Origin of the sequence: Janthinobacterium sp. PSPC1-1 (assembly GCF_049897625.1) — a bacterium.
Classification (GTDB): domain Bacteria; phylum Pseudomonadota; class Gammaproteobacteria; order Burkholderiales; family Burkholderiaceae_D; genus Janthinobacterium; species Janthinobacterium tructae.
In genome coordinates this window covers 1,040,050-1,057,507 of the sequence record NZ_JAFCWP010000001.1, presented here as the reverse complement: position 1 = coordinate 1,057,507, position 17,458 = coordinate 1,040,050, and the positions used below count along the sequence as shown (strand labels likewise).

Annotated in this window: 19 protein-coding genes and 2 tRNA genes; 6 read left to right on the top strand and 15 right to left on the bottom strand. The window is 58.4% G+C overall.

Going from position 1 to position 17,458, the window contains the following annotated elements; all coding sequences use genetic code 11:
* Positions 1 to 52 precede the first annotated feature (52 nt).
* Positions 53 to 862: a Crp/Fnr family transcriptional regulator gene (locus ACP7EG_RS04805; RefSeq protein WP_071076667.1), complete on the top strand. Its 810-nt coding sequence runs from the start codon at positions 53 to 55 to the stop codon at positions 860 to 862.
* A gap of 71 nt (positions 863 to 933) precedes the next feature.
* Here the strand turns inward: ACP7EG_RS04805 and ACP7EG_RS04800 are convergent, their stop codons facing one another.
* The 12 genes from ACP7EG_RS04800 to ACP7EG_RS04745 all read right to left on the bottom strand — a co-directional run bounded on the left by ACP7EG_RS04800 (position 934) and on the right by ACP7EG_RS04745 (position 11,657).
* Entirely contained in the window at positions 934 to 2,349 is a 1,416-nt protein-coding gene (locus ACP7EG_RS04800; RefSeq protein WP_426086637.1) for a CHASE3 domain-containing protein, read from the bottom strand.
* 144 nt (positions 2,350 to 2,493) lie between these two features.
* Positions 2,494 to 3,126, bottom strand: a complete 633-nt coding sequence (locus tag ACP7EG_RS04795) for a response regulator (protein WP_034783185.1) — start codon at positions 3,124 to 3,126, stop codon at positions 2,494 to 2,496.
* A gap of 196 nt (positions 3,127 to 3,322) precedes the next feature.
* Entirely contained in the window at positions 3,323 to 3,727 is a 405-nt protein-coding gene (locus ACP7EG_RS04790) for a MerR family transcriptional regulator (RefSeq protein ID WP_426086636.1), read from the bottom strand.
* Positions 3,728 to 3,737: 10 nt separating this feature from the next.
* Positions 3,738 to 4,085 (bottom strand): integration host factor subunit alpha, encoded by a 348-nt coding sequence (locus ACP7EG_RS04785; protein WP_010399205.1) that lies wholly within the window; start codon positions 4,083 to 4,085, stop codon positions 3,738 to 3,740.
* A gap of 169 nt (positions 4,086 to 4,254) precedes the next feature.
* Entirely contained in the window at positions 4,255 to 6,681 is a 2,427-nt protein-coding gene (gene pheT, locus ACP7EG_RS04780) for a phenylalanine--tRNA ligase subunit beta (protein ID WP_426086635.1), read from the bottom strand.
* 78 nt (positions 6,682 to 6,759) lie between these two features.
* Positions 6,760 to 7,776: a phenylalanine--tRNA ligase subunit alpha gene (pheS, locus tag ACP7EG_RS04775; RefSeq protein ID WP_010399212.1), complete on the bottom strand. Its 1,017-nt coding sequence runs from the start codon at positions 7,774 to 7,776 to the stop codon at positions 6,760 to 6,762.
* A gap of 145 nt (positions 7,777 to 7,921) precedes the next feature.
* Positions 7,922 to 8,281, bottom strand: coding sequence for a 50S ribosomal protein L20 (gene rplT / locus ACP7EG_RS04770; protein ID WP_010399214.1), 360 nt, complete (start codon positions 8,279 to 8,281; stop codon positions 7,922 to 7,924).
* A 26-nt stretch (positions 8,282 to 8,307) separates the two neighbouring features.
* Complete coding sequence (gene rpmI, locus ACP7EG_RS04765) at positions 8,308 to 8,505, bottom strand: 50S ribosomal protein L35 (protein WP_010399216.1); 198 nt, start codon at positions 8,503 to 8,505, stop codon at positions 8,308 to 8,310.
* Between the two features lie 227 nt (positions 8,506 to 8,732).
* On the bottom strand, positions 8,733 to 9,293 hold the full coding sequence (gene infC / locus ACP7EG_RS04760; protein ID WP_373629882.1) for a translation initiation factor IF-3: 561 nt from the start codon (positions 9,291 to 9,293) through the stop codon (positions 8,733 to 8,735).
* A 12-nt stretch (positions 9,294 to 9,305) separates the two neighbouring features.
* Positions 9,306 to 11,213 (bottom strand): threonine--tRNA ligase, encoded by a 1,908-nt coding sequence (gene thrS / locus ACP7EG_RS04755; RefSeq protein ID WP_096238553.1) that lies wholly within the window; start codon positions 11,211 to 11,213, stop codon positions 9,306 to 9,308.
* A gap of 211 nt (positions 11,214 to 11,424) precedes the next feature.
* Positions 11,425 to 11,501: transfer RNA gene (locus tag ACP7EG_RS04750), tRNA-Val, on the bottom strand.
* 79 nt (positions 11,502 to 11,580) lie between these two features.
* A tRNA-Val gene (locus ACP7EG_RS04745) sits at positions 11,581 to 11,657 on the bottom strand.
* A gap of 148 nt (positions 11,658 to 11,805) precedes the next feature.
* Between ACP7EG_RS04745 and ACP7EG_RS04740 the strand changes: the two genes are divergently transcribed.
* Complete coding sequence (locus tag ACP7EG_RS04740; protein ID WP_426086634.1) at positions 11,806 to 12,270, top strand: hypothetical protein; 465 nt, start codon at positions 11,806 to 11,808, stop codon at positions 12,268 to 12,270.
* A gap of 3 nt (positions 12,271 to 12,273) precedes the next feature.
* Here the strand turns inward: ACP7EG_RS04740 and ACP7EG_RS04735 are convergent, their stop codons facing one another.
* Positions 12,274 to 13,386, bottom strand: coding sequence for an acyltransferase family protein (locus ACP7EG_RS04735; RefSeq protein WP_426086633.1), 1,113 nt, complete (start codon positions 13,384 to 13,386; stop codon positions 12,274 to 12,276).
* 138 nt (positions 13,387 to 13,524) lie between these two features.
* Between ACP7EG_RS04735 and ACP7EG_RS04730 the strand changes: the two genes are divergently transcribed.
* On the top strand, positions 13,525 to 14,487 hold the full coding sequence (locus ACP7EG_RS04730) for a succinylglutamate desuccinylase (RefSeq protein WP_426086632.1): 963 nt from the start codon (positions 13,525 to 13,527) through the stop codon (positions 14,485 to 14,487).
* Between the two features lie 161 nt (positions 14,488 to 14,648).
* On the opposite strand, the gene ACP7EG_RS04725 is transcribed toward ACP7EG_RS04730, so the two are convergent.
* Complete coding sequence (locus ACP7EG_RS04725) at positions 14,649 to 14,978, bottom strand: SMR family transporter (RefSeq protein ID WP_070217979.1); 330 nt, start codon at positions 14,976 to 14,978, stop codon at positions 14,649 to 14,651.
* A 23-nt stretch (positions 14,979 to 15,001) separates the two neighbouring features.
* Positions 15,002 to 15,322 (bottom strand): quaternary ammonium compound efflux SMR transporter SugE, encoded by a 321-nt coding sequence (gene sugE, locus ACP7EG_RS04720; RefSeq protein ID WP_070217981.1) that lies wholly within the window; start codon positions 15,320 to 15,322, stop codon positions 15,002 to 15,004.
* A 194-nt stretch (positions 15,323 to 15,516) separates the two neighbouring features.
* Between sugE and ACP7EG_RS04715 the strand changes: the two genes are divergently transcribed.
* The 3 genes from ACP7EG_RS04715 to ACP7EG_RS04705 all read left to right on the top strand — a co-directional run bounded on the left by ACP7EG_RS04715 (position 15,517) and on the right by ACP7EG_RS04705 (position 17,434).
* On the top strand, positions 15,517 to 15,879 hold the full coding sequence (locus ACP7EG_RS04715) for a DUF1304 domain-containing protein (protein WP_425269194.1): 363 nt from the start codon (positions 15,517 to 15,519) through the stop codon (positions 15,877 to 15,879).
* Between the two features lie 137 nt (positions 15,880 to 16,016).
* Positions 16,017 to 16,313, top strand: a complete 297-nt coding sequence (locus ACP7EG_RS04710; protein WP_426086631.1) for an ArsR/SmtB family transcription factor — start codon at positions 16,017 to 16,019, stop codon at positions 16,311 to 16,313.
* Positions 16,314 to 16,369: 56 nt separating this feature from the next.
* Complete coding sequence (locus ACP7EG_RS04705) at positions 16,370 to 17,434, top strand: alkene reductase (protein ID WP_426086630.1); 1,065 nt, start codon at positions 16,370 to 16,372, stop codon at positions 17,432 to 17,434.
* The last annotated feature ends 24 nt before the right edge of the window (positions 17,435 to 17,458 follow it).

The following is a 17,458-nucleotide window of genomic DNA, read 5'->3' as shown; positions in this document are numbered from 1 at the left end:
AACCAGCAACGCGGCAGTCGCACTCCGATGTAAAAAGCCTGTGAGGAATACTATGAGCCATACTCAACTTATCACCCCGGTCCAGAAAAACCAGTTGCTGCCGCGCGCCATGCCGGCGGCTGGACGGGAAATCAAGCTTGCGTCGCGGGTTAGCCTCAGCAGTGCCCAACAAAATGAATTGCTGGCCGCCCTGCCACGCGCCGCGCTCGAATCGCTGTTCGAAGACCTGGAACTGGTGGAACTGCCTTTCGGCAAGGAACTGTATGCCTACGGTAACAACCTGGAATACAGCTATTTCCCCACCACCGCCATCATTTCGCTGCTGTACGTGATGGAAGATGGCGCCACGACGGAAATCGCTGTCGTCGGCCATGAAGGCGTGGCCGGTGCCTCGCTGCTGGCAGGCGAGCGCGCCATGTGCACGGCCGTCGTGCAAAGCGCCGGCTACGGCTATCGCCTGAAAACACAAAGCTTGCGCAACGCCTTCAATCAAGGCGGCGCCCTGCCCCAGTTGCTGATGCGCTACACCAACGCCCTGTTTGCACAAATGGCGCAGAACGCCGTCGGCGGCCGCCACAGCTCAATCGAGCAAAAACTGTGCCGCTGGCTGCTGGACCGCCTGGACCGTTCGCCATCGAACGAACTGAAAGTGACGCAAGAGCTCATTTCCATCATGCTGGGCGTGCGCCGCGAAAGCATCACGGCCGCCGCCGGCAAGCTGCAAGATGAAGGTTTGATTCACTATCGCCGCGGCAATATCACGGTGCTGGACCGCGCCGGCCTGGAATGCTATGCGGGCGAGTGCTACAAGGTGGCCAAGACGGAATACGACCGCTTGCTGCGCGACGTATCACGCTGCTGATCCGCTGCTGATCTGAATAGATAAAAAAATGGCCGGGCTACACGCCCGGCCATTTTTTCGTCCCTGCACAGTTAAACGCTGGCGTCTTCGTCGAGCTCTTCCGGCTCCGGCGTCAGCGGCAGCGGAATCACGGCTTCCACGCAAGTCCCCTTGCCTTCCGGCCCCTGGCGCACGGTGAGGGTGCCGCCCAGCAACAAGGCGCGCTCGCGCATGCCCAGCAAGCCGTGCGACATGGGTTTTTGCAGCGCATCTTCGGTGATGCCGATGCCGTCGTCGATGACGCGCAGCACCAGGCCGTGTTCATTGCGTTTCAAGGTCACGCTGACCATGCCGGCGCGCGCATATTTGAGGATATTCGTCAGCGATTCCTGCACGATGCGGAACAGGGCAATCGTCAGGGTGGCTTCGCGGTTATCGATATTGATGGCCACGTCCGTTTCGCAGCGAACCGAGCTCATGCGCGCAAAATCCTCGCAATAGCTTTCGATGGCGGCGCACAGACCCAGGTTGTCCAGCAGGCTGGGGCGCAAATCCTCGACGATGCGGCGCTTCAATTCTACCGTTTCCAGCAGGGTTGCCTTGGCGCGGCGCAATTGCGCGGCCAGTTCCGGCTGCGTGTGCGCCAGTTGCTGCGTGACGGCGCCCAGGTCCATGCTGATCGATGTCAAATGGGCACCCAGCTCATCGTGCAGCTCACGCGCCAGACGCGCCTTCTCCACTTCATTGACGCTGATCAAATGGCGCGATAGCACGGATAACTGCTCCGTGCGCTTGCTGACCGTCGATTCCAGGGTGTCGTTGGCATTTTGCAGGGCATACTCGACGGCCGCACGGTTCTGGAAGCTGCGCCGCACCAGCTGGTAAAACATGATCAGCACCAGGATGGCCAGGGCATTGATGCCGATACCGAGCAGCACGGCTTTCTGGTACTCATGGTAAAAGGCGGCGCTGCCGGACGACAGCGCTTCATTCTGCTCGCGCGTCATGATCACCACCTGCAGGCGGATTTCGTCCATGGTGGCGCGGTCATCGGTCACGCGCGAGATATTCACAATTTCAGCCAGCCCGCCCTGCTTATAGACGTCGATCGATTGTTGCAGCATCGACATCTTGCGACGGATCAAGCTCTTTAATTGCGCCAGATTTTTCAGCTGCGTGGGACTGCCCGCGAGCAAGGTTTGCAGCTCGTTGAATTCGTTGTCAATTTCGGTGGAAGCCGTCTTCGACGGTCCCAGATACGTTTCGGAGCCGGAAATGAAATAGCCGCGCAAGCTGCTTTCCGCGTCCAGCACCAGTACGTTCAAGTACTGCAGGCGGTCCGCCACGCGGGCGCTCTGGCTGAGCAAGGCATTCGTGCCCTTCAGCGACTGCAGATTATGATAGAGACTGAAACCATTGAGTACAAGCAGCAAGGCGCAAGTGACGCACAGGATCGTCTTGTACAGGGGCAGGCGGTGATTCGGGGCCGGTTCAACGGTGAAATACATCCTGATGTGCATCCTTAGCAAGGTTCGGCGCAAGAAAAAGCGCCGGCGCCGGCCAATTATAGTCCTCGCCACAGACTGCTGCACTGCACAAGTCGTGCTGGCTAGCTGGCTGAGCGATCATGTTTCCATGATCGCACCGCAGCGCTAGTCAAGCAAATTGTTTTTCATTGCGTAATAGGTCAAGTCGCTGTTCGATTGCAAGCCCATTTTTTCCATGATGCGCGTACGGTAAGTACTCACCGTCTTGATGCTCAGCGACAAGGCCACGCCGATATCGGACACGGTCGCACCACGCGCCAGGCGCAGGAAGACCTGGAACTCGCGGTCCGACAATTCCGTATGCAAGGCGGCATTCGTGTCGCGGTCGAACGACTGCGCCAGCAACTCGCCCACGGTGGAACTGACGTAGCGGCGCCCCTGGAATACGGTGCGCACGGCCGTCATCAGCTCATCGGCTTCGCATTCCTTGTTCAGATAGCCATTCGCGCCCATCTTGAACAGGTTCAGCGCGTATTGCTGCGCGGGATAGCCGCTGAGTATCAGCACGGGCAATTCCGGCTGGCCCTGGCGAATCGTGCGCAAGGTATCGATGCCGCTCTGATCGGGCATGGCGATATCGAGCAGCAATACATCGCATATTTCGCGGCGGGCGATGTCGAGCGCTTCACGCCCGGTACCGGCTTCCGCCACCACACTGAAATCGCTTGACGACGAAAAAATCTGCTTGAATCCAGCTCGTACTATTTGGTGATCATCACAAATGGCAACGCGTATCATTGTTTCCCCTTAAATTTTCCTGGCCTGGGAAAGACTACCGGAACCTGCACGCTGCTCCGGCTTAGCGTCACTAACAAAAACGCAACATTAACATTATATTCAAAATATGGCGCGCCGCAGAGTACCGGCAGCGGGCGCAAACCCATGCAAACTACTCGGCCGGTACCGGACAACCCGACCTATATTGGTACAAATCTTATTTTAGCAAGTTTAAAATCGCAATTAATTCATTGCGTATCCACACGCGGTCCAGCGGTACTTCCTGCGGCACGACAGGCATGGCCGGCAGCACAGGCAACTCGTCGACGATGGCATGCGATGCGCCACGGCTATCGAGTTTGTTGCGCGCGCCACTGATGGTAAAGCCCTGCTCATACAGTAATTCGCGGATCCGGCGTATCAGCAGCACCTCATGGTGCTGATAATAACGGCGGTTGCCACGTCGTTTGACCGGCTTGAGCTGGGAAAACTCCTGCTCCCAGTAGCGCAGTACGTGCGGTTTGACGCCGCACAACTCGCTCACCTCGCCGATCGTGAAATAGCGTTTCGCCGGAATGGGCGGCAAGGCGATCAACTCGGTTTTACTGATGCGCTCGTTCATCGCCACTCACTCAGGCAGCACGTGCCAGCGGACTGGTCTCTTCGACCATGCTTTTCAGCTTCTGGCTCGCATGAAAGGTCACGACACGGCGTGCCGTGATGGGAATCTCTTCGCCCGTCTTCGGATTGCGACCCGGCCGCTGCGGCTTGTCACGCAACTGGAAATTGCCGAAACCGGACAGCTTGACGGCCTCGCCGCGCTCGAGCGCATTGCGGATCTCGTCGAAAAAGGTCTCGACCATATCCTTCGCTTCGCGCTTGTTCAGGCCTACTTGCTCGAACAACAGTTCGGCCAGTTCCGCCTTGGTCAAGGTGGGTAAATCTTTTTCCGCTTCCTGGCGCACTTTGGCAACCAGCATGGCCCGATGCAGATCGGCGGCCAGTGCGGATTGCAGTACGGCGGAATCAACGTCGCTGTTATTAATTTTCCTGCCCTGCCTTTTCTGTGCGCCCGAACCCGCCACATGGCAAGCTCGTCTACGGTTGACGACGGAAAGGCCGTCACGCAAGGCGACGGCCAGTCCGGTATTACGAACGCAGTTTCGCGTCGTGGCCCTGCTTGGCCGCATCGATCAGGACAGCCATCAGGCCATCGACGACATCGTCTTGCAGAGTGTTTTGAGTATCTTGCAAGCTAATCCGGAAAGCAAGGCTTTTTTCATCCGTTTCAAGCCCTTTTCCACGATATTCATCAAATAAAACAATGGCTTGCACGATACGCGCTGCAGCGCTTGCCTTGGCGGCGGCGTGGAAGCTGTCGAGCAGATCCTGCACCGCTACCGATTGCTTGACGACCACGGCCAGGTCGCGGCTGGCGCCAGGGAATTTCGAGATTTCCTGGTACACGGGCACGATGCGTTGCGTCAGGGCAGCGGCGTCCACTTCGAACAGCACGGGCGCCAGCGGCAAGTCGTACTTTTGCATCCAGCGCGGGTGCAATTCGCCGATGAAACCGATGACCTTGCCATCGAGTTCCACGTTGGCCGAACGGCCCGGATGCAAGGCCGGGTGCTCCGCCTTGGTGAAACGCAAGACCAGCGGCGCGAACAGTGCTTCCAGGTCCGCCTTCACGTCGAAGAAGTCGACCGTGCGGGCGGGCTGTCCCCACTGCTCGTCGGCTACCGCGCCGTAGGCCATGGCCGCCACACGCTTCGGCTGGGCGTAGCCAGCCACCGACAAAGGACCGTTTTCCACGCTGTCGTCGCGCTGGTAGATGGCGCCCACTTCGAAGATGCGCACGCGGTTCGTCTTGCGGTTCAGGTTATAGCGCACATTGGCGATCAGGCTGCCGATCAGCGAGGAACGCATCACGCTCATCTGGCTGGCGATCGGATTCTGCAATTTGATCGGATTGGTGTTGCCCGAGAAATCGCGCTCCCATGCCGTATCGACAAAGCTCATGTTAACCACTTCCTGGAAGCCCAGGTCAGCCAGCTCATGACGTACCGCAAACAGGGAACGGGTATTTTCTGGTGCAATATGCATCACGTTCGCGGCCACGGGCGGCAGGGTCGGGATGTTTTCAAAGCCGTACACGCGCGCCACTTCCTCGATCAGGTCTTCCTCGATCTCGATGTCGAAACGGTAGCTGGGCGACGTCACGGAAAACACGCCGTCCGCCAGGGTGAATGGCAGGGCCAGACGCGTGAAGATATCGGCGATCAGCTCATCGTTGAGCGGCACGCCGATGACCTTTTGCGCGCGCGCCGTGCGCATCGATACAGGCTGACGTTGCGGCAAATTGACCACGTGATCGTCGACGGGGCCGACGGTGGTATCGGGCGTGCCGCAGATTTCCACAATCAGGGCCGTGATGCGCTCGATATGCTCGACGGTGGTGGCGAAATCGACGCCGCGCTCGAAGCGGTGCGCCGCATCGGTCGAGAAATTCAAACGGCGCGCGCGGCCTTGAATGGCGTTCGGCCACCAGAATGCCGCTTCCAGGTAGATGCTGTCCGTATCGTCCGAAACCGAGCTGGCGTCGCCGCCCATGATGCCGGCCAGCGATTCGATTTCCTGCTCATCGGCAATGACGCCGAGCCATTCGTCGACGGCGATGGTGTTGCCATTCAACAGCTTGACGGATTCGCCCGCCTTGCCCCAACGCACGTCGAGGCTGCCGTGGATCTTCGCCAGGTCAAACACGTGGCTAGGACGGCCCAGTTCCAGCATGACGTAGTTGGAAATGTCGACCAGGGCCGACAGCGGACGCTGGCCGCTGCGCTCGAGGCGCTGCTTCATCCAGTCCGGCGTGGCGGCACGGGCGTTCAAACCGCGGATGACACGGCCCGTGAAACGGCCGCACAGGTCCGGCGCGCTGACTTTGACGGGCAGGATTTCGTCGCTGGACACCGGCACGGTGCGGAACTGCGGCACATTCAGGGTCACACCCGTGAGAGCCGACACTTCGCGCGCCACACCCAGCACGGACAGGCAGTCCGCCTTGTTCGGCGTCAACTTGATGGTGAATTTCAAGTCGTTCAAGGCAAAGTAATCGCGGAAATTCTGGCCGATCGGCGCGTCGTCCGGCAATTCCATCAAGCCGGCGTTTTCTTCCGACAATTTCAACTCGCGCGCGGAGCACAGCATGCCTTGCGACTCGACGCCGCGCAGCTGGCCCACCTTGATTTCAAACGGCTTGCCATCGGCGCCAGGCGGCAGCACGGCGCCTGCCATGGCGCAGACGACTTTCAAGCCCGGGCGCACGTTGGGCGCGCCGCAAACGATATTGAGCATGGTGCCCGTGCCGACATCGACCTGGCACACATTCAGGCGGTCCGCATTCGGATGTTTTTCCATCTCCAGGACCAGACCTACCACCACGTTCGAGAATGGCGGGGCGACAGGATCGACGTCCTCGACTTCGAGACCGGACATGGTCAGCAGATGGGCCAGTTCGTCCGAAGTCATCTTCGGATCGACCATGGTACGGAGCCAGTTTTCGGAAAATTGCATAATCAAGCCTTCAAATGGTCAAAGCTCACAGCGCGAGCGCACAGGCGCTCAAGCGCCATGAATCAAACGGAACAACGCTTAGTTGAATTGCTTCAGGAAACGCAAGTCGCCTTCATAAAACAGGCGCAGGTCGTTGATGCCGTAACGCAGCATCGTCAAGCGTTCCAGGCCGGAGCCGAAAGCAAAACCGATGAATTTCTCGGGATCGAGGCCGAAGTTCTTCACCACGCTCGGATGCACCTGGCCAGCGCCCGACACTTCCAGCCAGCGGCCCTTCAAGGGACCCGAGCCGAAGGCGATGTCGATCTCGGCCGACGGTTCCGTAAACGGGAAGTACGATGGACGGAAGCGCACTTGCAGGTCGTCCGTTTCAAAGAAAGCCTTGACGAAATTCAGGTACACGCCCTTCAGGTCGGCAAAGCTGATGTCTTCGGCAATCCACAGGCCTTCGACCTGGTGGAACATCGGTGAATGGGTGGCATCGCTGTCAACGCGGTAGGTGCGGCCCGGCGCGATAACCTTGATCGGCGGCGTATGCGTGCGCGCATAGCGCACCTGCATCGGGCTGGTATGCGTGCGCAGCAGCAAAGGCTTGCCATCGGTGTCGTTGCCGTCGATGTAGAAGGTGTCTTGCATGGAACGGGCTGGATGGTTTTCCGGGCTGTTCAGCGCCGTGAAGTTGGTCCAGTCGTTCTCGATTTCAGGGCCGTCGGCCACGTCGAAGCCGATCGAACGGAAGATTTCCTCGACCCGCTCCCACGTGCGCATCACGGGATGGATGCCGCCGGGCATGCGGCCACGGCCTGGCAGGGTCACGTCGATCGCTTCAGCGTTCAGACGGCCTTGCATTTGGGCATCGGCCAGTGCATCACGGCGCGCCGTCAGCGCGTCCTCGATCTGCACTTTGACGGCGTTGATCAGGGCGCCCTGCGCCTTGCGCGCGTCCGGGTCCAGCTTGCCCAGGCCCTTCATCATTTCGGTAATCTGGCCAGTCTTGCCCAAGTAGCGGGCTTTGGCGTTTTCAAGTGCGGCAGCGTCTGCGGCGGCGATAAAGTCAGCCTGGGCCGAGACGACGAGTTCTTCTAGGGAGTTCATGCGGCTTTTCCTGTTTTGGAAATCAATCCTGGATTTAGTAATCTAGAACCCAACAATCAAAAACGGAAACGGGGCATAAGGTTCACACCCCTGCCCCGCTCTTTATAACGTCACCCTACGGATGACGTTGTGCAATCACCGATGCTTACGCAGCGATTTTTGCTTTAACTGCGTTGACAATCGCAGCGAATGCTGGCTTGTCCATCACAGCCATATCGGCCAGGACTTTACGGTCCAGTTCGATATTTGCTTTTTTCAAGCCGTTCATGAATACGCTGTACGTTACGCCATGCTCACGGGAAGCGGCGTTGATACGGGCGATCCACAGGCGGCGGAAAACGCGTTTCTTGTTGCGGCGATCGCGGTAAGCGTATTGGCCAGCGCGCATAACTGCTTGCTTGGCAACACGGTATACACGGCTGCGGCGACCACGGTAGCCTTTAGCTTGTACAAGAATCTTTTTATGACGGGCACGAGCTGTAACCCCACGTTTTACTCTAGGCATAGTAACTCCTTATATTGAGTGTGAGATTAAGCAGTCGGCATCATGCGGTAGACGGATTTCACGTCAGACGCAGCGACATTGGTGGTACCGCGCAGAGCGCGTTTCAGCTTGGTGGTTTTCTTGGTCAAGATGTGGCGTTTGAACGCATGACCACATTTAACAGTACCACCCGGGCGCACGCGAAAACGTTTTTTCGCAGAGCTTTTGGTCTTCATTTTAGGCATAGCAATCTGTCCTCTTACGGACAGCTCCATTTATAACAGGATTGCAGGTGGCAACACGACGCTGCGCTTAGATGCCTGCTTTCACATGCTGTGCAGCGGATGCGAGTCCGCTACAGTTCGCGCGGCCCGGACATTGCTGTCAGGGCCGCGCAAATTCTGCCTGGAATCTGGTGCTGCACCAAGACTGGCGCAAATCACGTCGACTCACAGTAAAACGCTATTGTAGCTTACTTCTTCTTCTTCGGCGAAAGAACCATGATCATTTGGCGGCCTTCCATCTTCGGGAACTGCTCGACCTGGCCATACGGCTCCAGATCGGCTTTCAGACGTTCCAGCATGCGGAAGCCAATATCCTGATGCGCCATCTCACGACCGCGGAAACGCAGCGTGATTTTGGTTTTATCACCTTCATCAAGGAACTTGATGAGATTACGCAACTTGATATTGTAGTCACCATCATCAGTCCCCGGACGGAATTTGACTTCCTTCACGAGGATGATCTTTTGCTTCAATTTGGCTTCGTGAGCTTTCTTTTGCTCCGAATACTTAAATTTGCCGTAGTCCATCAAACGGCAAACCGGTGGCTGCGCGGTAGGCGCAATTTCCACCAGGTCGACGTTTGCCTCTTCCGCCAGGCGGAAGGCTTCAGCCAAACTTACGATACCGAGTGGCTCGTTATCGACCCCGCTTAAACGCATTTCAGGGGCAGTGATTTCGCCATTGATGCGATGTGACTTGTCAGTAGCTATTGTAATTTCCTTTAAAAATCTTGTAAGACGGTCGTGCAGCGAGTTTCCTCGTCAGGCCTTGGTGTCGACTTCATGTTTGAGTCGCTCAATCAGGGCATCGACGGACATTACGCCCAGATCGATATTGCCCCGCGCCCGCACGGCCACTGTATTTGCATCCCGCTCTTTGTCGCCAATTACTAAGATGTAAGGCAATTTTTGTACGGAATGTTCACGTATTTTATAGGTAATCTTCTCGTTACGCAAATCAGCCTGTACGCGCAGCCCCGCTTTGCGCAGTTTTGTTGTAACTTCCTGTACATAGTCGGCTTGAGCGTCGGAAATATTCAACACCGACACTTGCACTGGCGACAACCACAACGGCATGGCGCCCGCATAGTGTTCGATCAGGATACCGATAAAACGTTCCAGCGAACCCACGATCGCGCGATGCAGCATGATCGGCACCTGGCGCGTGTTGTCCACGGCCACGTATTCGGCGCCCAGGCGACCCGGCATCGACGGATCGATCTGCACGGTGCCCACTTGCCATGCGCGACCCAGACTGTCTTTCAGATGGTATTCGATCTTCGGACCATAAAAAGCGCCCTCGCCCGGCAATTCCGTCCATTCCACGCCACAGGCACGCAGGGCCGAACGCAAGGATTCCTCGGCGAAATCCCACGACTCTTCCGTACCGATGCGATTATCGGGACGCAAGGCCAGCTTCACGTCGATATTCGTGAAACCAAACGCCGTGTACACATCCATCGCCTGCTGGTGGAAAGCCGTCACTTCGCCGGCGATCTGCTCTTCCAGACAGAAGATGTGACCGTCATCCTGCGTAAAGCCACGCACACGCATCATGCCGTGCAAGGCGCCCGACGGCTCGTTGCGGTGGCACTGGCCGAATTCGCCGTAGCGCAATGGCAGGTCGCGGTAGCTGCGCATGCCATTGTTGAAAATCTGGATGTGGCCAGGGCAATTCATCGGCTTCAGCGCATACGCGCGATTTTCCGATTCCGTGATGAACATGTTTTCACGGTAATTGTCCCAGTGACCGGTTTTTTCCCACAGGCCACGGTCAAGAATTTGCGGCGCCTTGACTTCCTGGTAGCCGTTAACCTGGTACACATTGCGCATGTATTGCTCGACTTGCTGCCAGATTGACCAGCCTTTCGGGTGCCAGAAGATCAGGCCTGGCGCCTCTTCCTGGAAATGGAAGAAATCGAGCTGCTTGCCCAGCTTGCGGTGATCGCGCTTTTCCGCCTCTTCCAGGTTATGCAGATACAGTTCCTGATCTTCCTTCTTGGCCCAGGCCGTGCCATAGATACGCTGCAGCATCTCGTTTTTCGAGTCGCCGCGCCAGTAGGCACCGGCCAGCTTCATCAGCTTGAACACTTTCAGCTTGCCCGTCGATGGCACGTGGGGGCCGCGGCACAAGTCCGTGAATTTGCCTTCGGAATACAGCGACACTTCCTGGTCGGCCGGAATCGAACCGATCAGCTCTGCCTTGTAGGCTTCGCCGATACCCTTGAAGTACTCGATGGCTTCGTCGCGGGCAACAACCTTACGCGTGACTTGCTCATCCTTCTTGGCCAGTTCCGCCATTTTCTTTTCGATCGCGACCAGATCTTCCGGCGTGAACGGACGCTTGTAGGCGAAGTCGTAGTAAAAGCCGTTATCGATCACGGGACCAATGGTCACCTGTGCGTCCGGGAACAATTCCTTGACGGCATACGCCAGCAAGTGGGCCGTCGAGTGGCGGATCACTTCCAGGCCATCGGCATCCTTGTCCGTGACAATCGCCAATTCCGCGTCTTGCTCGATCAGATAGGAGGTATCGACCAGCTTGCCGTCGACCTTGCCGGCCAGGGCAGCCTTGGCCAGGCCGGTACCAATATTGGCCGCAACCTGGGCCACGGTGACCGGGCCGTCAAATTGACGGGCGGAACCATCGGGAAGTCGGATTGTAAGCATATTGATCTCCATATCGGCGCTGGCGCCAGGTAAAACTGCGATGTGATGGGTAAAATAACTGAAAGGAAAACGCAGACGCAAAAAAACGCGGACTAGCCGCGTTTTTCACTTTCTTGAGACAAAGGAAACCCGTTCGACTAGCGTCACTCCCAAAGCTTGGTAGTAGTTCGCGGTGTCATAACCGGTTTTACCTTTCTCTCTAACTGCATTCTGGTGGGCGGTGAGGAATTCGAATCCCCGACCCCTTGGATGTCGACCAAGTATTCTAACCAGCTGAACTAACCGCCCGTAAAACTTTTGTGATCATTGTATTTCAAATGACCGCTTGCGGCTTGCGCCAGCTTAAAAACTATCTACTGCCAAATTCTGGTGGGCGGTGAGGAATTCGAATCCCCGACCCCTTGGATGTCGACCAAGTATTCTAACCAGCTGAACTAACCGCCCCGAAGACCAGCATTATAGAGAGGCTTTCCCAGAATGACAAGGGCTGTTTTACAGGAAACTTTAATCTGTTTTTGATCCGCTTCCCGGGCGTCAGCCCTCTTTATACAGAGTCGGCCCGGCACACGCGGAATGCCGCTAGAATCGCGGCATGAACTCCACTATATTAGCCTGGCTGAAAACCCTGAGCCGCATCTGCGGTTTCGAAACGGCCGACTCCTTCCCGCCCAATCACCTCTACGCGCGCACGCGCTGGGACGCCGCGTACTTCGATATCGCCTCCGACGTGAAGCCCGACGAGATCGAGCGGCGCATCTGCGCGGCCATCGCCAACACGCCGAGCGTCTTCGCCTACATCACCAACCCCACGCCGCGTATGCAGCGCGCGCTGCTGAACGTGATCCACGACCGGCTGCGGCGCCAGCCTGGCGCGGGCGCTACGGACCTGGTCTTGTTATTGATCAATGCCTACGCCAGCGACCACATCACAGAAGCCGTGCCCGGCCTGCGCACCCTGATCTTCAACACGGAACATGAAGACACGAATCTGCGCGTGCATGCGATCCTGGAATTGCTGGTGGGCACGCCACGGGGACTGGACGTCATCGACATCTAGCCGTCACGCATGATTGGCGGGAACATAGCGCGCCCGCAAGCGCATGAACGGCGTTTCCACCAATCTGTACAAGAGCCAGCCCGTGACGATGCTGAGCAGTATCATCACCAGCATGGCCGGCAGGCTGTCCGGCCCGTAACCGATATCCTGCAAGAGCGGGCGCAGCAGGATGCACAGCTGCTTGTGCAGCAAATAAATCGCATACGACCACAGCGCCAGGCTGGCCGCGCCCGGCACGCGCAGTTGATATAGCGCACTGGCGGGACTGAGCGCGGCGATCAGCAATAAAGTAAAACTGGCAGCCAGGGCCGGATAGCCGAGCACCGTCACCCAATAACCATAGTGATCGGTGAGAAACACGTAAAATATCAGCGCCGTGCCAGCGATTCCCGCCAGCAAGATGCGGTTGCCGTAGGACGTGAGGCGCGTCCAGGCGATGGGATGGTAATTCTTCAGCAGCGCCAGCGCCACGCCCGCCACCAGTTCGTCGAAGCGGCACCACGACGCATAGTAAATGTACTTGTAATAGCCGAGGCCGCCGCGCGGCACTTGCACATATTCATCCCACAAATACGCGCGCAGCAGCATGCCGACGATCAAGCTGGCGGCCACTGCCAGCCACGCCCACAGCAGCGACTTGCGGCAGGCGGCGATCAGCAACGCCACGGCCGGCAGCAACACATAGAACTGCTCTTCCACGCACAAGGACCACGCATGCGAGAACGCCGTGCCCGGCGTCAGATTGATGTTTTGCGTAAAGGTCAGGAATTTCCACAGCGGCAATAGATCACTGTCACCGCGAAATGCGGGCCACAAATAGTACAGCGCCAGCACGGCATAGAAACTGGGCAAGGTGCGCAGGAAGCGCCGCGCATAGAAACGCGGCAAGGAAAAGCCTTGCTCGCTGCGCAGGGCCGCAAAGATCTGGTTGCCGATCAGATAGCCACTGAGGGCAAAGAACAGGTCCACCCCGACCCAGCCGATTTCGCCCCAGAAACCAAACGCCCCGCCCTCGCTGACGAACAGCACATAATGATTCATGAAGACGAGCACGATGGCCAGCGCGCGCAAGGTATCGAGGCCATACAGGCGGGAAGGATGGGAAGTGCTGGACATGAAATCGGCAAGAGAAAACAACGGTGGCGCCGATCATGCCACGCCGCACCTTGCCATGGCCAACTTTTTGCAGGCGTGCACGGCGAATCCCGCTAAAATATGCCGACCCCGCTTTCCCTTCCCGCAACAGCATAGGATATGTCCAGCATGAGCAGCGCACTCCACTTCACATCCATCAACTATACGGGCCAGGGCAGCGGCCCGCGCCTGATCGTCACGGGCGCCGTGCACGGCAATGAAACCTGCGGCACCAAGGGCATCCACCGCGTGATGGCTGAACTCGACAGCGGCGCCCTCTCCATCGTGGCCGGCAGCGTCACCTTCGTGCCCATCACCAATCCACTCGCTTATGCCAAGGGCGTGCGCAGCGGCGACCGCAACCTGAACCGCAACCTGTTCCCGAACGACCATCCACAGGATTTCGAAGACCGCATCGCCAACTGGCTGTGCCCCTTGCTGGGCCAGCACGACGTGCTGCTGGACTTGCATTCATTCAATGCCGACAGCCAGCCCTTCGTCATGGTGGGACCGCGCAACAACGATGGCCCGCTGCAACCGTTTCAACATGAAGACAAGGAACGCGCGCTGGCGCGCCGCCTGGGCGTGCGCCGCTTCGTCGATGGCTGGCTGCATGCGTATGGCCAGGGCGTGCAGCGCCGCCTGGGCAATAGCGACCAGGTGGGCCTGGTCTTGCGCTACGGCGTGGGCACCACCGAATACATGCGCTCGACGGGTGGCTATGCGCTGACCCTGGAATGCGGCCAGCACGCAGACCCGGCCGCGCCAGATGTTGCCTACCGCGCCATCATGAACACCTTGGCCTTCCTCGGCTTTATCGATGCGCCACAGCCTGAACCGATCGCCGACGCCGACATGGAAGCGCTGAACATGGTCGTCGTGCACGACAAGCTGCACGCGGATGACCGCTTCATCAAGACCTGGTCCAGCTTTGACAAGGTCAAACAGGGTGATCAAATTGGCGTGCGCGCGGACGGCACGCCCGTGACGGCCGAGTTCGACGCCTACATCCTCTTCCCGGACGTCAACGCGCAAGCCAATGCCGAGTGGTATTACCTGGCGCGGGTAGCCAGCAGCTTTTGATTAGAGCCTATTCCAGTAGGGAGCGTCATCTGCTGGTAGTTCATCAGGAGCGCGGACAAGGCGTGAGGAGGACGCGTGGCGAGCCACGCGACGACGATCAACGCAGTCCCCGCTTCTGAGGGGCGCCAGCAGGGGATGTATTCATCTACTGGGATAGGCTCTTAGTGGCCGACGGACTTTGAAAACAAATTGATCACTAACACGCCGGCAATGATCAGCCCCAGGCCAATCAAGGCCGGCGTATCGAGGCTTTGCTTGAACCAGAACCAGCCGACGGCGGAAATGAGCACGATGCCCACGCCGGACCAGATCGCATACACGATGCCGGTAGGAATGACCTTCAAGGTCAGGGACAAGCACCAGAAGGCGATGCTGTAGCCGACCACAGTGATGACACTGGGCCACAAACGGCTGAAGCCCTCGGACGCCTTCAAGGCGCTGGTGGCGATGACTTCGGCGATGATGGCGATGGCCAGGTAGAAATACGTCATGGCGAGGCTCATACTGGTATCCTTTATTGAGGGCTGAGCAGTTTCAAGCCCAGGATGCCCGACACGATCAATGCGATGCAGGCGATGCGCGCGGCGCTGGCCGGTTCACCCAGCACCATGATGCCGAAGATGGCCGTGCCGACGGTGCCGATGCCCGTCCAGATGGCATACGCCGTGCCCAACGGCAAGGTGCGCAAGGCCAGGCCCAGCATCACCACGCTGCCCAGCATGGAAACAGCCGTCAGTACGGACGGCACCAGGCGGGTAAACCCCGCGCTGTATTTGAGGCCGATGGCCCAGCCGATTTCCAGCAAACCGGCAAGTACCAGGATGATCCACGCCATACACACTCTCCTGAGGCGGCAGGGTCGTCCCCGCCATACAGCCCCCACATCGAGCGGGGTCGTCCCCACAGGAGCAAAAGGAAAAGTATACCATCGGGTGAAGGCTCTTGCCGCCAGCACATTTTTTCTGGTGATGTTGCCAAAAAACAGGCACTTGGCAGCATAATTGCCGCACCTATTCACTCTCGGAAACAATGATGCTGCTTCTGGCCCAAATCCTTACCGCCCTCATCCTGCTGCTGCACGTCTACATCGTGCTGCTGGAAACCGTGCTGTTCGATACGCGCGGACGCAAGGTGTTTGGCCTGTCCAGGGAAAAAGCGGAGATCGTGCGTCCGGCCATGTCGAACCAGGGTTGCTACAACGGCTTTCTCGTCGCCGCGCTGGCGCTGGGTTTTTTTCACCCGGACGCGGCTATCGCCCATGCGTTCACCGTCTTCGGCCTGGCCTGCATCGCCGTGGCCGGCGTGTGGGGCGCGGTGACTGTCATGACGCGCATCCTCTACCTGCAAACGGTGCCCGCCGTCATCGCCCTGCTGCTGTTCCACTTCGCCTGATTCCTGCCGGGCGGCCCTGCTTGAAAAATCCACACCGCCAGCAGGCTTTTTACTTATATCGTAAAATGACGATATTGAAATTCACAAAAGACGAACCATATATCGTCTGCAGACGAACATCGATCAGGAGAAACACCATGGACATCGACGCCATCCACAAGGCGCTGGCCAATCCCGTGCGGCGACAGATCCTGCAATGGCTGAAGGAGCCGGAGCAATATTTTTGCGAGCAAGAGCATCCGCTCGACTTCGGCGTCTGTGCCGGACTGATAGGCCGCAAGCTGGGCCTGTCGCAATCGACGGTCTCGGCCCACCTGGCCACCTTGCAAAAGGCCGATTTGATTTCAGCCAGGAAAGTTGGCCAATGGAGCTTTTTTAAACGCAACGAAGCCACCCTCCAGGCTTTTCTGGAACATATGCAGCAAGGTTTGTAACCGCAGCCCCATCCATATCGCCGCCCGCGGCACTCTCGACAGGAAAGATAGTAATCATGGTAACTTTATTTGACCCCATCACCATTGGCAGCCTGCAACTGAAAAACCGCATCATCATGGCGCCGCTGACGCGTTCGCGCGCCGGCAATCCGGGCCGCGTACCCAACGCCCTGATGGCCGAGTACTACACGCAGCGCGCTTCGGCCGGCATGATCATCTCGGAAGCGACGGCCGTCACGCCGCAGGGCGTGGGCTATGCGGACACGCCGGGCATCTGGTCCGAGGAACAGGTGGAAGGCTGGAAACACATCACCAAGGCCGTGCATGACGCGGGCGGCCTGATCGTACTGCAACTATGGCATGTGGGCCGCATTTCCGCGCCCGTCTTTCTCGATGGCGACCTGCCCGTGGCGCCCAGCGCCGTCAAGCCAGCCGGCCATGTCAGCCTGCTGCGCCCGAAACAGGAATTCGTCACGCCGCGCGCGCTCGATACGGAAGAAATTCCCGGCATCGTGGCGGCCTACCGCCTGGGTGCCGAGAATGCGAAAAAAGCCGGTTTCGACGGCGTGGAAATCCACGGCGCGAATGGTTATTTGCTCGACCAGTTCCTGCAAGACAGCACTAACTTGCGCACCGACAACTACGGCGGTTCGATTGAAAACCGTGCCCGCCTGATGCTGGAAGTGACGGATGCGTGCATCGAGGTGTGGGGCGCCGACAAGGTGGGCATGCATTTGGCGCCGCGCCGCGATGCGCACGACATGGGAGATTCCGACCCGCGCGCCACCTTCGGCTACGTGGCACGCGAGCTGGGCAAGCGCGGCATCGCCTTCATCTGCGCGCGCGAAGCGCTCGGTGACGACCGCCTGGGTCCGTACCTGAAACAGGAGTTCGGCGGCGTGTACATTGCCAACGAGAAAATGGACAAGGCGGCGGCCGAAGCCCTGCTGGCCAAGGGCGAAGCCGATGCCATCGCCTTCGGCCTGTGGTTCATCGCCAATCCCGACCTGCCCATCCGCCTGCACAGTGACGCGCCCTTGAATCCCCTGAACCCGGACACCCTGTACGCACCCGATGCGGCCGGCTACACGGACTACCCGGCACTGGCAGCACTGGCTTAAACAACACTCCGGACAACAGCAGCG